This window comes from Sphingopyxis sp. CR5, assembly GCF_059693785.1.
Map to the genome: position 1 here is coordinate 381,221 of NZ_JCATIE010000002.1, position 12,271 is coordinate 393,491.

Annotated in this window: 15 protein-coding genes; 4 read left to right on the forward strand and 11 right to left on the reverse strand. The window is 68.2% G+C overall.

Annotated elements, in window-relative coordinates; genetic code table 11:
* Positions 1 to 71: 71 nt before the first annotated feature.
* The 4 genes from thiL to hisG form a co-directional block, all read right to left on the reverse strand.
* Positions 72 to 1,004, reverse strand: coding sequence for a thiamine-phosphate kinase (gene thiL, locus AC58D2_RS04625; RefSeq protein ID WP_497387787.1), 933 nt, complete (start codon positions 1,002 to 1,004; stop codon positions 72 to 74).
* A gap of 170 nt (positions 1,005 to 1,174) precedes the next feature.
* On the reverse strand, positions 1,175 to 1,621 hold the full coding sequence (gene nusB, locus AC58D2_RS04630; RefSeq protein WP_497387789.1) for a transcription antitermination factor NusB: 447 nt from the start codon (positions 1,619 to 1,621) through the stop codon (positions 1,175 to 1,177).
* A 107-nt stretch (positions 1,622 to 1,728) separates the two neighbouring features.
* The gene (gene hisD, locus AC58D2_RS04635; protein ID WP_497387791.1) at positions 1,729 to 3,033 is read right to left on the reverse strand and encodes a histidinol dehydrogenase; all 1,305 of its coding nucleotides are present in this window, start codon (positions 3,031 to 3,033) and stop codon (positions 1,729 to 1,731) included.
* Positions 3,020 to 3,682, reverse strand: a complete 663-nt coding sequence (hisG, locus tag AC58D2_RS04640; RefSeq protein ID WP_497387882.1) for an ATP phosphoribosyltransferase — start codon at positions 3,680 to 3,682, stop codon at positions 3,020 to 3,022. The genes hisD and hisG overlap by 14 nt, the downstream gene beginning before the upstream one ends.
* 38 nt (positions 3,683 to 3,720) lie before the next feature.
* On the opposite strand from hisG, the gene AC58D2_RS04645 reads away from it, so the two are divergent.
* Complete coding sequence (locus tag AC58D2_RS04645; RefSeq protein ID WP_497387793.1) at positions 3,721 to 4,800, forward strand: DUF2332 domain-containing protein; 1,080 nt, start codon at positions 3,721 to 3,723, stop codon at positions 4,798 to 4,800.
* Between the two features lie 34 nt (positions 4,801 to 4,834).
* Here AC58D2_RS04645 and AC58D2_RS04650 read toward each other — a convergent pair whose 3' ends face one another.
* The 7 genes from AC58D2_RS04650 to crtY are packed head-to-tail and all read right to left on the reverse strand — an operon-like array spanning position 4,835 to position 10,312.
* Positions 4,835 to 5,356, reverse strand: coding sequence for an AAA family ATPase (locus AC58D2_RS04650; RefSeq protein WP_497387795.1), 522 nt, complete (start codon positions 5,354 to 5,356; stop codon positions 4,835 to 4,837).
* A complete protein-coding gene (gene pnuC / locus AC58D2_RS04655) occupies positions 5,353 to 5,925 on the reverse strand; it encodes a nicotinamide riboside transporter PnuC (RefSeq protein WP_497387797.1) in 573 nt (190 codons plus the stop codon). The genes AC58D2_RS04650 and pnuC overlap by 4 nt, the downstream gene beginning before the upstream one ends.
* The gene (locus AC58D2_RS04660) at positions 5,922 to 6,893 is read right to left on the reverse strand and encodes a phytoene/squalene synthase family protein (protein ID WP_497387799.1); all 972 of its coding nucleotides are present in this window, start codon (positions 6,891 to 6,893) and stop codon (positions 5,922 to 5,924) included. The genes pnuC and AC58D2_RS04660 overlap by 4 nt, the downstream gene beginning before the upstream one ends.
* Positions 6,893 to 7,474: an LOG family protein gene (locus AC58D2_RS04665; protein ID WP_497387801.1), complete on the reverse strand. Its 582-nt coding sequence runs from the start codon at positions 7,472 to 7,474 to the stop codon at positions 6,893 to 6,895. The genes AC58D2_RS04660 and AC58D2_RS04665 overlap by 1 nt, the downstream gene beginning before the upstream one ends.
* Before the next feature lie 2 nt (positions 7,475 to 7,476).
* Positions 7,477 to 7,668, reverse strand: coding sequence for a hypothetical protein (locus AC58D2_RS04670; RefSeq protein ID WP_497387803.1), 192 nt, complete (start codon positions 7,666 to 7,668; stop codon positions 7,477 to 7,479).
* Positions 7,669 to 7,679: 11 nt separating this feature from the next.
* The gene (locus AC58D2_RS04675; RefSeq protein ID WP_497387805.1) at positions 7,680 to 9,158 is read right to left on the reverse strand and encodes a phytoene desaturase; all 1,479 of its coding nucleotides are present in this window, start codon (positions 9,156 to 9,158) and stop codon (positions 7,680 to 7,682) included.
* Positions 9,155 to 10,312 carry a lycopene beta-cyclase CrtY gene (gene crtY, locus AC58D2_RS04680; protein ID WP_497387807.1) on the reverse strand — a complete coding sequence of 386 codons (1,158 nt, stop codon included), beginning with the start codon at positions 10,310 to 10,312 and terminating at the stop codon, positions 9,155 to 9,157. Before crtY ends, AC58D2_RS04675 begins: the two co-directional genes overlap by 4 nt.
* 186 nt (positions 10,313 to 10,498) lie before the next feature.
* Between crtY and AC58D2_RS04685 the strand changes: the two genes are divergently transcribed.
* From AC58D2_RS04685 to AC58D2_RS04695, 3 genes are read left to right on the forward strand one after another with little or no spacing between them, the layout of a single operon-like run.
* Positions 10,499 to 11,032 carry a GNAT family N-acetyltransferase gene (locus AC58D2_RS04685; RefSeq protein ID WP_497387809.1) on the forward strand — a complete coding sequence of 178 codons (534 nt, stop codon included), beginning with the start codon at positions 10,499 to 10,501 and terminating at the stop codon, positions 11,030 to 11,032.
* Positions 11,029 to 11,790 (forward strand): sterol desaturase family protein, encoded by a 762-nt coding sequence (locus AC58D2_RS04690; protein WP_497387811.1) that lies wholly within the window; start codon positions 11,029 to 11,031, stop codon positions 11,788 to 11,790. Before AC58D2_RS04685 ends, AC58D2_RS04690 begins: the two co-directional genes overlap by 4 nt.
* The gene (locus tag AC58D2_RS04695; RefSeq protein WP_497387813.1) at positions 11,735 to 12,145 is read left to right on the forward strand and encodes a DUF2141 domain-containing protein; all 411 of its coding nucleotides are present in this window, start codon (positions 11,735 to 11,737) and stop codon (positions 12,143 to 12,145) included. Before AC58D2_RS04690 ends, AC58D2_RS04695 begins: the two co-directional genes overlap by 56 nt.
* Positions 12,146 to 12,271 lie beyond the last annotated feature (126 nt).

Sequence of the window (12,271 nt, forward strand, 5' to 3'; positions counted from 1 at the left end):
CGCCGAGTTATGGGAAGAATGGCGGCGCAGGGCAACCCCGGTTTTTCTTCGGAATTCCGCCGGTTTTAACATCAATGCGTGAAACCCAGGCGATCGGGCAGCGCGACGCGGCGCGCGCGGTGGATCAGCACCAGCCCGTCGCCGACCCCGGCATGACCGACCGCGGTGACGGCCATGTTCAGACCTTCGGCGATCGTCAGGATGGTGTCCGCCTCGCCCGGGTCCGCGGCAAAGAGCAGTTGATAGTCGTCGCCCGCGGTCGCGGCCGCGAGCCGCGTGTCGAGCACGTCGGCGCGCACCGCGAGCAGCGCGGCGGAGAGCGGTACCGCTTCCAGCATCAGCGTGAACTGGCACCCGCTCGCCCCCGCCATGCGCTCGGCATCGATCAGCAAGCCGTCGGAGACATCCATCATCGCATGGACATGCGGCACCAGCGCCTGTCCCAGCGTCATCTGCGGCTGCGGACGGCAATAGGCGGCCAGGCAGGTTTCGTTCGGCTCGATCTCGCCCAACCGCATCGCGAGGCCGACGCCGGCGTTTCCGATCGTGCCCGTGACCCATAGCTGGTCGCCCGGACGTGCGCCGCTGCGCGCGGGCACGCCGCTGCCGGGCGCGCGGCCGAGCGCGGTCAGTCCGAAGCTGCGCGGCGCTCCGGCGGGTACGCGCACCGTATCGCCGCCGAGCAGCGGCACTCCGAAACGGCGCAGCGCGACCTCGAGCCCGGCGGCGAACGCCTCGTCCCAGCCGGTGTCGCCGGTCAGACTGTAGCCGAGGAGCACGCCGACCGGCGCCGCGCCCTTCGCGGCAAGATCGGAGAGGTTCACGGCGACGAGCTTCCAAGCGACATCCTGCGGGGCTTCGTCGGGCAGGAAATGAACGCCCTCCACGATCATGTCGTGCGTAAGCACCAGCCCATCGAGCACCGCCGCATCGTCGGCAAGCCCGCGCGCCGCCGGATCGATCGCGATGCCGCGCAAGCGGGCGATGAAATCGGCTTCGTTCAAACCCAAACTCCGTTTGCCGATCCTCCCCGTGGCCGCAGGCTATGGGGAGGGGGACCATGCGCAGCATGGTGGAGGGGCGGCGAGCGCAAGCGAGCGCTTCGCGCTCAGCCCCTCCGTCAGCGCTGCGCGCTGCCACCTCCCCATCGCTGCGCGACAGGGAGGATCAGCCCCTATTTTCGCACATCCTTGCCGATCGCGTCGAGCAGGCCGTTCGCAAACCCCGCCTCGCGCCCGTCGAAAAACGCCTTCGCCACATCGACATATTCGCTGACCACCGCGCCGACCGGCACGTCGCCGCGCGCGAGGAGTTCGTATGCACCCGCGCGCAGGATCGCCTTCATCGTGCGATCGAGCCGGTCCATCGTCCAGCCGCTCGCGAGCCGCGCGACGATCGCGGCGTCGAGCTCTTCCTGCCGCGCGAGCGTACCCTTCACGATATCGTCGAAGAAGGGAACGTCGGCTTCCGCATATTCGGCGTCCTCGATGATCGCGCCGATGCGGTGCTGGTGGAACTCGTGAATCAGCTGCGCGACGGGCGTGCCCTCCATCTCGTGCTGATAGAGCGCCTGCACGGCGGCAAGGCGGGCGGCGGAACGGGATTGGGCGCGTTTGTTCATGGCTTTCGCTTTATCTCAAATCGTCATCCCGGCGAAGGCCGGGGATCTCGACCTCGCATCGGGAGGTACCGGCGGGATTCCGACCTTCGCCGGAATGACGAACGGGGTCAAAGGTCTGTTTTCTGCAATCTGTTCTGGACGCTGAGCGCGTGGGCGGGAAGCCCCTCGGCCCCGGCGAGCGCGACCGCGGCGGGTCCGATCGCGGCGAGGCTGGCACGATCGAGCGCGAGGAAGCTGGTGCGCTTCATGAAGTCGGTGACCGACAGCCCGCTCGAAAAGCGCGCGCGGCGTCCGGTGGGAAGGACGTGGTTGGGACCGGCGACATAATCGCCGATCGCCTCGGGGGTCTGGCGGCCGAGAAAGACCGAGCCTGCGTGGCGGACCTCGGCGAACAACGCATCGGCCTCCGCCGCGTCGACCGCGAGTTCGAGATGCTCGGGCGCCAGCCGGTCGCACAGCGGAATCGCATCGGCGAGGCGCGGCACGACGATGATCGCCCCGTTAGTATCCCAACTTACCCGCATAGTCTCTTTGGTCGTCAGATTAGGAATCTGATGCTCTACCGCCGCGGCAACGGCGTCGGCGAAATCGCCGTCGTCGGTGAACAGGATCGACTGGCTCGTCGGGTCGTGCTCGGCCTGGCTCAAGAGGTCGGCGGCGATGACGCGCGGTTCGTTCCTGCTGTCCGCAACGACGACGATCTCGCTTGGCCCTGCGACCATGTCGATGCCGACGACGCCATAGAGCTGGCGCTTCGCTTCGGCGACCCACGCATTGCCGGGGCCGGTCACGACGTCGACCGGCACGATCCGGTCGGTGCCATAGGCGAGCGCGGCGATCGCCTGCGCGCCGCCGACGCGCCAGATCTCGTCGACCCCGCCGATATGTGCCGCCGCCATGACGACCGGATTGACCTCGCCGCCCGGCGTCGGGGTGACCATCACGATGCGCTCGACCCCGGCAACCTTCGCGGGCAGGATGTTCATCAGCACCGACGAGGGATAGGCGGCGCGCCCGCCGGGGACATAGACGCCCGCCGCATCGACCGCCCGCCAGCGCGCCCCGAGCCGCGCACCCGCCGCGTCACGATAGTCGCGGTCCTCGGGCAATTGCGCGGCATGATAGGCACGGATGCGCGTCGCGGCGAGGTCGAGCGCGTCGCGAAGTTCGGGCGCTAGCGCCGCATAAGCCGCCGCGCAATCCTCGCCAGAGATGCGCCAGCCGCTCGCGTCGAGATCGAAACGGTCGAACTTGGCGGTGTAATCGGCGAGCGCTGCGTCGCCCTCGGCCTTCACGCGCGCGACGATCGCGGCGACGTCGGCCGAGACGTCGGATGCGCTCTCGCGCCGGTCGCTCACCAGCGCGTCGAAATCGGCCGCAAAGCCGGGCGCCGAAGCGTCAAGCCGCCGCATCGCCCTGCCCCACGATTTCGCGGAAGCGCTCGACGAGCGCCGGCACCTCGGCCGAACGCAGCTTGAACGCCGCGCGGTTGACGATCAGCCGCGCCGACACCTCGCTGATGATCTTTTGCTCTTCGAGCGCATTCTCGACCAGCGTGCGCCCGGTCGAGACGAGATCGACGATATGCGACGCAAGACCCAGCTTCGGGGCAATCTCCATTGCGCCGTTCAGCTTGATGCACTCGGCCTGGATGCCCTGACCCTCGAACCAGCGGCGGGTCGTCGCGGGATATTTGGTGGCCACGCGGATATGGCTCTCCCCAAGCCCCGGCGGCGCGCTGCCTGCCGGCCCCGCGAGCGACAGGCGGCAATGGCCGATGCCCAGGTCGACCGGCGCGTACAGCTCCGAATAATCGAACTCGTCGACGACGTCGGACCCGACGATACCGAGCTGCGCCGCGCCATGCGCGACGAACGTCGCGACGTCGAAGGCGCGCACGCGGATCAGCGAAATATGCGGCCGGTTCGTCCCGAACACCAGCGCGCGGCTCTTCTTGTCGAAGAAATCCGGCGCAGGCTCGATCCCGGCGGCCGCGAGCAGCGGCAGCGCCTCGTCGAGGATGCGTCCCTTCGGGATGGCAAAGATGATCGGTTCGGGCATAAGCGAGGCGCACATAAGCGCCAGAAGGAGAAAGGGCAATGAGCGACCGGTACCAGTTTGTCGACATGGCCGAAACGGGATCGGCGGCGGTCGGCACCGCCTTTGCCAACCAGGTCGCCTATTGCCGCAGCTCCGAGGCGCCCGTGACCGCGCGGATCGTCGCCGCGCTGGCGAGGCTTCTCGAACAACCGGCAAGCGAATTTGCTCGCCGCATCGCGGCCTGGGACGGCGCGCCGCTCGCCGATGCGCTGCCGCTGCGGGCCGCCGGAGGGCTCCACGCACTGCATCTTTCGGGCGAGGCCCCCGAACTCGCGCCGATCTATGCCGATGCCGAGGATATCAACGACGCCGCCGTCGTCGCGGGGGTGGTGCGGCGCCACGACGCGGCCCTGCTGCCGTGGCTCGACGGCCCGCCGCAGACGAACGAGGCCGGACGCTCGGCGAACTTCGTCGCCGCGATGCTGTGGCTTGCCGACCAGGGCCTGCCCCCGCAATTCGAATGCCTGGAAATCGGATCGAGCGCCGGGATCAACCTGATGCTCGATCGCTACCATTACGATCTGGCGGGGGTGCAGGTCGGGCCGCAGCCGGGCGCGATGAGCTTTACCCCCGATTGGCGCGGTCGCCACCCGCCCCAGCACCGGATCGGCTTCGCCGGCACCAGGGGCTGCGACGTCGCACCCGTCGACCTGGCCGACCCGGCGCAGGCGCTCCGCCTGAAAGCCTATATCTGGCCCGAGCATCACGTGCGGTTCGGCCGCCTGGAGGCCGCGATTGCCGCGGCCGAAGCCGACCCGCCCGACCTCGTCCGGATGACCGCGGCCGATTTCGTCGAGGCCGAGCTGGCAAAGCCGCAAGCGACAGGGACGACCCGCGTGCTGATGCACTCGATCGTGTGGCAATATGTCCCCGCCGCCCAGCAGGCGCGCGTCACCGCGGCGATGGAAGCAGCGGGCGCGCGCGCCACCGCGGCCCGCCCGCTCGCGTGGATCGCGCTGGAGGCCAACCGCACGCTGCACCGGCACGAACTCGTCGTTCGGTACTGGCCCGGTGGCGGGGAGCCACTCACGCTTGCCCATTCGCATCCGCACGGCGCCTGGATCGAATGGATCGTGTAAGGCCGGGCGCGGATGCCGCGCCGGGCCCCTTCGGCTATCGATGCAGCCCCGCCGCCCCGATCGCCGCGAACGCATTGTCGATCCGGGCCTGCCCTTCGCCTTCGACCCATGCCCAGGGAAGTTTGCGGCGGTCGAGTTCGCCGAGCGCAACATCCATGAACTGACGCCGGGCAAGGTCGCTGCCGAACAGGCGGGTGCCATCCTCTTCCCACGGCAGGTCCATCGCGGGAACCAGATAGAGGTCGGCGACGTCGGCCCAGGCGTCGATTTCGGGAAGGCGGCGGCCGAGCAGCATCACCGCCCACGCCTGTGTCATCAGCGGGTCGGTATCCGAAATCAGCCAGGCAGGCGCTTGCGCGCAGGCCGCGCGGGTCGCGGCGACATGCCCCTCGAAAATCGCGAGAAGGTCATCGGCATCAAGGTCGGTGCCATGATCCTCGCAATAGGTCCGGCCATATTCGGGCACGACGATACCGCCAAGCCGCGCGGCAAGGCGCGGGGCAAGGGTCGACTTTCCCGTACTTTCGGCACCGTGCAGGCAGATGTGGCGCGTCATGCCGCGACCGCCGGCCGGCCGGCCGCCGCGCGCCGCCACTGGAGCAAGCCGTCGATGGAAAGCCCGAGCAGGACGACGTAGACGGCGCTCGTCGCATAGAGGCCGCGCCAGGCGAACAGCGGCACCGCAATCAAGTCGACCAGGATCCACAGATACCAGCTTTCGACGCGCCGCCGCGCCAGCAACCACTGGGCGGTGATGCTGATCATCGCGATCGCGCCGTCGATCCACGGCGCCGCGGCATCGGTGTAGCGGTGCATCGCCATGCTCCACGCTATCCACGCGGCAAGCGTAAGCGCGCCCCACACCCGCCGGTCGCGCGCGGCCATCCAGCCGACGGGGATTCCCGCGGCATCGCGGGCGCGCAGCCAGTTCGCCCAGCCATAAAGGTTGAGCGCGAAGAAGAAGCCCTGAAGCAGCATGTCGCTGTACAGCCGCGCGTCATAGAAGACGATCGCATAGAGGCTGACGGCGACGAGCGCGAAGGGATAGTTCCAGACGCTGCGCAGCGCGACGAGCGCGACGTTGACGAGGACGAGCGCCGCCGCCAGCCATTCGAGCTGGCTCATCCGGCGATTCCGGCGGGGGGTCCGGCGCGCGGGCGCGTCCACAGGCCGTCGCGATCGATCCGTCGTAGCGGCGGGCGGCGCAGAACCGACCAGCCGGCGCGCGCGACCCACCCCAATTTGGCGACGATCGACGTCGCGGTGCGATGGTCCCACGCATGGTCGCCCCGGCGGCGCACGGCGCGCGCGATGTCGCCATAGATTCCCATCGCCGCCAGCACCGCCCAGCGGCTGCGCGGACGGAGTTTGCGCGCGCCCCAGCGCGCCGACGCTTCATATTCCTCCGCCATCTCGGCGAGCCAGCCCGCCATCACGCTGAGCCGCCCGCGATACCGGGGGTGCATGTGCTGGCCGGGTGGAATGTCGAGTTCGACGAGCCAGTCGACCGGAAGATAGCAGCGGTCGGCGGCGGCATCCTCTGCCACGTCGCGCGCGATATTGGCGAGCTGGAAGGCTATGCCGAGGTCCGAAGCCCGGTCGAGCGTGCGCTCGTCCGCCGGGTCGATTCCCATCACCAGCGCCATCGCCACCCCGACCGCCCCCGCGACGTGGTAGCAATAGCGCAGCAGGTCGGCCTCGCTGCGCGGTCGCCAGTCGTCGGCGTCGAGTTCGAAACCGGCGATGATGTCGTCGATCACCGCGCGCGGGATCGCGACGTCGGCGAGCAGGAGGCCGAGCGCGTCGAATGCGGGTTCGCCCGTCGGCTCGCCCGCAAAGGCACGGTCGGTCAAGGCGCGGATGCGGGCGAGCGCGGCATGGGCATCATGCCCCCCGGCCATCGTGCCGCCATGATCCTGTCCGTCGACAAGATCGTCGGCGGCGCGGCACCAGGCATAGAGCAGCCAGACCCGCTCGCGCGTCAGCCGGTCGAAGAGCTGGCTCGCGAGCGCAAAGCTGCGCGATCCGCGCGCGATGCTGTCGTGCGCGAAGCCGTGAAGGGCCGGCGCGTCATAGCCCCCCGGCTCCGGCATCAGAGGTCGTCGGCCTTCATCGCGAAGATGGGCTCGTGCGGTTGATACTCCGCCATCTTGTCGAGCAGTTCGTCGATGCCGGCATCGACGATCATGATTCCCGCATGGGCGGGCCGGATGAAGCCGACCTCGATCATCCGCCGGTTGAACGCGATCAGGTCGTTGTAGAAGCCCGCGGCGTTGAGCAATCCGACCGGCTTGGCATGATAGCCGAGCTGCGCCCAGCTGATCGCTTCCCACAATTCGTCCATCGTCCCGACGCCGCCGGGAATGGTCAGGAATCCGTCGGACAGGTCTGTGAACATCCGCTTGCGCTCGTGCATCCCCGAAACGACGTGGAGTTCGGTGCAGCCGCGGTGCGCGACCTCGGTTCCGACCAGCGCGTCGGGAATCACGCCGATCACCTCTCCCCCGGCCGCCAGCGCCGAATCGGCGACGGCGCCCATCAGGCCCAGCCGGCCGCCGCCATAGACGACGCCGATGCCGCGTTCGGCGAGCGTTCGGCCGACGAGGCGCGCGGTTTCGATATAGACGGGATCTTCCGGGGTCGCGGACCCGCAATAGACGGCGAGGCGTTTCATTGTCATTGAGTTCTATGAACCTTCAATTCGCCATCGTTGAGCGCGAACGATATCCCGCTGAGATGATTTGATATTTCCTCCAGGGTGTCCGACACGCCGATCAGCGCAATCAATGACGCTTCTTCGTTGGTAAGCATATCACCTTCTTGTACCATAACTTCCACGCGGCCGTTGGTGTATTGAAAAAACGCCATCACCTTCTCCTTCAATTTGCCAACATCAAGTCCGCCGTCGCCTTGGCGCTGCCGACGACACCCGGAATACCGGCGCCGGGATGGGTGCCCGCGCCGACGAAGTAAAGGTTCGAAAGCACATCGTCGCGATTATGCGCCCGGAACCAGGCGCTCTGCCACAGGACGGGCTCGAGGCTGAACGCGCTGCCGAGATGCGCCGCAAGGTCGCGGCCGAAGTCGGCGGGCGTATAGTGAAAGCGGGTGACGAGGTTCGCACGCAGCCCGGGAAGCACGCGCCGCTCGACTTCGTCCAGGATCGCGTCGGCAAAGCGGGCGCCGAAATCGCCGTCCCAGTCGGCCTGCGCCTTGCCGAGATGCGCGACCGGCGCGAGCGCGTAGAGGCTGGCATGCCCCGGCGGTGCCATGCCGGGATCGGTAGCGCTCGGGTGGTGCAGATAGAGCGAAAAATCGTCGGGGACGACGCCGCCGCGGTAAATGTCGTCGAGCAGGCCCTTGTAGCGCGGGCCAAAGAGGATGCTGTGGTGCGCGATGTCGGGATAGTCGCCCTTCACCCCGAAATGCACGACGAAGAGCGATGGCGACCACCGCTTGCGCGCAAGGCGTCGTGCCGCGCCGGGACCGCGCGGATGCCCCGCCAGCAGGTCGCGATAGCTGTGCATCAGGTCGCTGTTGCACGCGACGCTGTCGGCCTCTCCGCGCCAGCCGCTTGCCGTGACGACGCCGGTCGCGCGGTCGCCGTCGGTTTCGATCCGCACCGCCGGATCGCCGAGGCGCAGGGTACCGCCGAGCCGTTCGAACAGGGCGACCATGGCTTTCACGAGGGCGTTGGTCCCCCCGCGCGCGAACCAGACGCCACCGTCCTTCTCGATCGTGTGGATCAGCGCATAGATGCCGCTCGTCGTCATCGGGTTGCCACCGACGAGCAAGGTGTGGAACGACAGCGCCTGCCGCAGCCGTTCGTCCTTCACATAGGAAGAGACGACCGAATAGACGCTGCGCCATGCGCGATATTTCATCAGCGACGGCGCGGCGCGGAGCATCGAGGCGAAATCGAGGAAGGCCGTCGAACCGAGCTTGACATAGCCTTCCTCGTACACGCCCCTGGAATAGTCGAGAAAGCGTTCGTAGCCCGCGACATCGGCGGGGTTCAGCCGTTCGATCCCTGCACGCAGCGCGGCTTCGTCGTTCGAATAGTCGAAGGTGGACCCGTCGGGCCAGTCGAGGCGATAGAAGGGTGCGACCGGGACCAGCTCGACATCGGCGGCCCTGTCCTGTCCGCTGAGCTCCCACAGCGCATCGAGGCACGGCGGGTCGGTGATCACCGTCGGCCCCGCATCGAAGGTGAAGCCGTCCTGTTTCCAGTGATATGCCCGGCCGCCGGGCTTGTCGCGCGCCTCGACGACGATGGTCTTCACCCCCGCCGACTGGAGGCGTATCGCAAGCGCGAGACCGCCGAAGCCGGCGCCGATGACGATGGCGCGTCGGGTCATTTCCAGTCGAAGCTCCGGAGCGCCGCGATCGCGCGGCCGATGGGCACCGGCGGCTTGCCCGACAGCAGGCGCAGCTTGTCGCCGCCCCGCGACCGTCCGGCATAGAAACGCGCGACAAGACCCGCGCGCAGGCGATAGAATCGCTCGAAAATCCGATAGCGCATCGCCGGATCGGCCGCCCGGAACAGCATCGCCGACAACATGCGATAGAAACGCTGCCGGCGCCAGCTGTCGGCCGCGCGCGCGCGCAACCGGGCGGGCAGATCGGGACCGATCAGCCCGGGAAGCGCGCAGGCCGTCCGCACGGCGTCGGGCAAGGAATAGCCGGTGGTCGCGTGAAACGCGCCCGACCGCACGCCGATGCGCGCGGTCCGGTCCGACGGGGGCCAATATCGGTCGAAATCGCCCGCGATCACCACGGGCAGGACGCCGGTTTCCTCGCGCGACGCCGCCTTCTTCACTTTCCAGCCCTGCGCCGCGGCATAGGCCCGGATGCGATCGCGGATCGCCGGAACGTCGAGATCGGGGTCGTCGCTGTAATAAGTGTCCTCGACGAAGATCGTCTCGGCATCGAACGGCAACAGATAGACGAAACGATAGCCGTCCAGCTGTTCGACTGTGGCGTCCATCACCACCGGTTCGGTCAGCCCGTGGCCGCCCTTGACGCTGAGCGCCTGTCCGACGAATTTCTGCCAGCCGCAGGTCAGCGCCGACAGATTGCCCGCCCCGCGCGCATCGATCACATGGCGCGCATCGAGCCGCCCGCCCGCGGCGAGCAGCACATGGTCGGGCGCGACGTGGAGCGCGCGGTCGGCGACTAGGTGCCCCGCGGGCAGCGCCGCCGCGACCGCATCGGCCAGCGCTTCGCCGGTGATGCTTTTATACCCCATGCGCAGCGTCCGGGCGTAAGCGGGGAAGCGGACGTCATAGGCGGACCAGTGATGCCGGACGAGCGGCGCAACGAGCCAGCGGTCGCCGCGCGCGATGTCGGCATCGAAGAAGGACCAGACATGGTTGCCGCCGACGGGGCCGGGTTCGATCAGCCGCACGTCGAGATCGGGCCGCTTCGCCGCGAGCGCCAGCGCGGCGAGCCCGCCGGCCAGGCCACCGCCGACGATGGCGATGTCGCAGCGCGAAGAGAGGGCGTCGGTCATCGGCCGTGCCTAGCCGAGCAAGACGCGGCGGGGAAGCCAATTGCCTTCCTTTTCACGCCGCTCGTCCCGAGCTTGTCGAAGGACCGTTCGATTCTTCGGACGAAAGAGGCGGAACGGCGTTTCGACACGCCCGGCACGAGCGGAGTTTCAGATGACAAACCGCCGCGCTTCCGGCAGAATCTTCCGATGCCCGGCCCCCTACCCCGCATCGAAGCCGCGACCGTCGACGACGCAAAGGCGATCGCCTCCATCTACGCGCATCACGTCACGCGCGGGACCGCGACCTACGACACCGAACCGCGCAGCGTCGCGGCGACCGCAGCAATGATCGCAGACTATCGCGCACGCGGCTGGCCCTTCCTCGTCGCGCGCGACGAAGAAGCCGGGGTTGCGGGCTATGCCTATGCCGGACAGTTCCGGATGCGTCCCGCCTATGACTGGACGTGCGAAGACAGCATCTACATCGCCCCGCACGCCCAGCGGCGCGGGATCGGCCGCGCGCTGCTGCGCGCCCTGCTTGCGGCGGCCGAGGACGCCGGGTTCCGAACGATGATCGCGGTAATCGGCGGTGCCGAACCGGGATCGATCGCGGTCCATGCCGCGTGCGGCTTTACCGACGCCGGCCGTCTCGCCGCGACCGGCTGGAAACATGGCCGCTGGCTCGACACCGTCTTCATGCAGCGCGCGCTGGGCGAAGGCAGCGCGACACCCCCGGCATGAGCGCGACGATCGCCATTGCGCTATCGGCGCTTGCGATGACCGCGATCGTCGGGGTCCGCTACCTGCTGACCAGCGGCGCCTTTGCCTTCGCCACGCGGCTCCGGCAGCCCGGCCTCTATCGCGGGCTCGAACGCCAGATGCGGCGCGAAATCGGATGGAGCCTCGCGAGCGCCGCCATCTACGGCGTTCCCGCGGGCATCGTCGCCTGGGGGTGGCAGGCGCATGGCTGGACGCGCATCTATGACGACGTCGGCGCCTGGCCGCTCTGGTATCTGCCGGTCAGCCTGTTCGCCTATCTGTTGCTGCACGACACATGGTTCTACTGGACCCACCGGCTGATGCACCGCCCGGCGTGTTTCCGCATCGCGCATGCCGTGCATCACGAAAGCCGGCCGCCGACCGCGTGGGCGGCGATGAGCTTTCACCCGATCGAAGCGGTGACCGGCGCGGTCGTGATCCCGGCGCTGGTCTTTCTGATCCCGATCCACGTCGCGGTGCTCGGCCTCGTGCTGGCGATCATGACGGTCATGGGGGTCGGCAATCATATGGGGTGGGAGATGTTTCCGCGCGCACTCGTTCATGGACCGGCAGGACGCTGGCTGATAACGGCAACACATCATGAGCGGCATCATGCCGCCTATCGGGGGAATTATGGCCTCTATTTCCGCGTCTGGGACAGGCTTTGCGGCACCGATCTTGGGCTTGGCGATTTTGCCGCTGCTGGGCGCCGCCGCGAGCGCACCGCCGGCGAGCGTTGACGTCAGCGTCACCGGGCTGCGCAGCACCAAGGGACAGATCCTCGTCTGCCTGACGACCAGCCCCCGCGCCTTTCCCGATTGCAGCAAGGACAAGGCATCGGTCCGCATGGCGGTCAAGGCCGCCGACGCGGCGAATTTCGCCATCCCCGCCCCCGCGAACGGAACCTATGCGATCGCGATCGTCCACGACGAAAACGGCAACAACCGGATGGACAAGATGCTGTTCCTGCCGCGCGAAGGCTTCGGCTTTTCGCGCAACCCCGCGATCACCACCGGCCCGCCGAGCTTCAAGGCGGCGAGTTTCGCGGTGACCGGCGAGGTGCAACAGGCGATCAAGATGAAATATATGCTTTAGGGGCACGGTAGCGGCGGAGCGGGGAGCGGACGTTCGGGCAAAATCACGCCCTCCCCTTCAGGGGAGGGCAGCGAGACTTGCGAACTCGTTCGCTAGTCGCAGCGGGTGGGGTCCCGCGGCCTTGCG

Bases quoted from the DNA above. Each gene is read 5' to 3' on its own strand.
- nusB (WP_497387789.1), bottom strand. From the start codon at position 1,621: ATGAACAAACGCGCCCAATCCCGTTCCGCCGCCCGCCTTGCCGCCGTG.
- hisD (WP_497387791.1), bottom strand. From the start codon at position 3,033: ATGCGGCGGCTTGACGCTTCGGCGCCCGGCTTTGCGGCCGATTTCGAC.
- hisG (WP_497387882.1), bottom strand. From the start codon at position 3,682: ATGCCCGAACCGATCATCTTTGCCATCCCGAAGGGACGCATCCTCGAC.
- AC58D2_RS04645 (WP_497387793.1), top strand. From the start codon at position 3,721: ATGAGCGACCGGTACCAGTTTGTCGACATGGCCGAAACGGGATCGGCG.
- AC58D2_RS04650 (WP_497387795.1), bottom strand. From the start codon at position 5,356: ATGACGCGCCACATCTGCCTGCACGGTGCCGAAAGTACGGGAAAGTCG.
- pnuC (WP_497387797.1), bottom strand. From the start codon at position 5,925: ATGAGCCAGCTCGAATGGCTGGCGGCGGCGCTCGTCCTCGTCAACGTC.
- AC58D2_RS04660 (WP_497387799.1), bottom strand. From the start codon at position 6,893: ATGCCGGAGCCGGGGGGCTATGACGCGCCGGCCCTTCACGGCTTCGCG.
- AC58D2_RS04665 (WP_497387801.1), bottom strand. From the start codon at position 7,474: ATGAAACGCCTCGCCGTCTATTGCGGGTCCGCGACCCCGGAAGATCCC.
- AC58D2_RS04670 (WP_497387803.1), bottom strand. From the start codon at position 7,668: ATGGCGTTTTTTCAATACACCAACGGCCGCGTGGAAGTTATGGTACAA.
- AC58D2_RS04675 (WP_497387805.1), bottom strand. From the start codon at position 9,158: ATGACCCGACGCGCCATCGTCATCGGCGCCGGCTTCGGCGGTCTCGCG.
- crtY (WP_497387807.1), bottom strand. From the start codon at position 10,312: ATGACCGACGCCCTCTCTTCGCGCTGCGACATCGCCATCGTCGGCGGT.
- AC58D2_RS04685 (WP_497387809.1), top strand. From the start codon at position 10,499: ATGCCCGGCCCCCTACCCCGCATCGAAGCCGCGACCGTCGACGACGCA.
- AC58D2_RS04690 (WP_497387811.1), top strand. From the start codon at position 11,029: ATGAGCGCGACGATCGCCATTGCGCTATCGGCGCTTGCGATGACCGCG.